Raw genomic sequence first — 776 nt, forward strand, 5'->3', positions numbered from 1 at the left:
AGCAGAACCTTGAACGACTCCGGGATACCCGGCTCGGGAATGTTCTCGCCCTTGACGATCGCCTCGTACACCTTCACCCGACCGACCACGTCGTCGGACTTGATCGTCAGCAGCTCCTGCAGCGTGTAGGCAGCGCCGTAGGCCTGCATGGCCCAGCACTCCATCTCACCGAAACGCTGACCACCGAACTGCGCTTTACCACCGAGCGGCTGCTGAGTGATCATCGAGTACGGACCCGTCGACCGCGCGTGAATCTTGTCGTCCACCAAGTGATGCAGCTTCAAGATGTACATGTAACCCACCGCCACCGGATACGGGAACGGCTCACCCGAACGACCATCGAACAACACCGACTTACCGTTGGCGTCGACCATGGTCTCGCCGTCGCGGTTCGGCAGGGTGGAACCCAGCAGACCGGTCAGCTCGTCTTCCTGCGCGCCGTCGAACACCGGGGTCGCGATGTTGGTGTCGGATTCCTGACCCAGCATCTCCTCGGGCAGGTTCTTCGCCCAGTCCGGCAGATTGCCGGATTCGGCGCCGTCGACCTGCCAGCCGGCCTTGGCGATCCAGCCGAGGTGGGTCTCGAGGATCTGGCCGATGTTCATACGACGCGGCACACCATGAGTATTCAAGATGATGTCGACCGGAGTGCCGTCCGGCATGAACGGCATATCCTCCTTCGGCAGGATCTTGCCGATCACACCCTTGTTACCGTGACGACCCGCGAGCTTGTCACCGTCCTGAATCTTGCGCTTCTGCGCCACATACACGCGGAC

At 61.6% G+C, this 776-nt stretch carries 1 pseudogene; it reads right to left on the reverse strand.

The annotated features are described in order from the left end of the window. A pseudogene (locus ACPCUW_RS35140) lies at window positions 1-776 on the reverse strand (DNA-directed RNA polymerase subunit beta); the annotation flags it as partial.

This window comes from Nocardia sp. AB354, from assembly GCF_049538315.1.
In the GTDB taxonomy this organism is placed as follows: Bacteria; Actinomycetota; Actinomycetes; order Mycobacteriales; family Mycobacteriaceae; genus Nocardia; species Nocardia nova.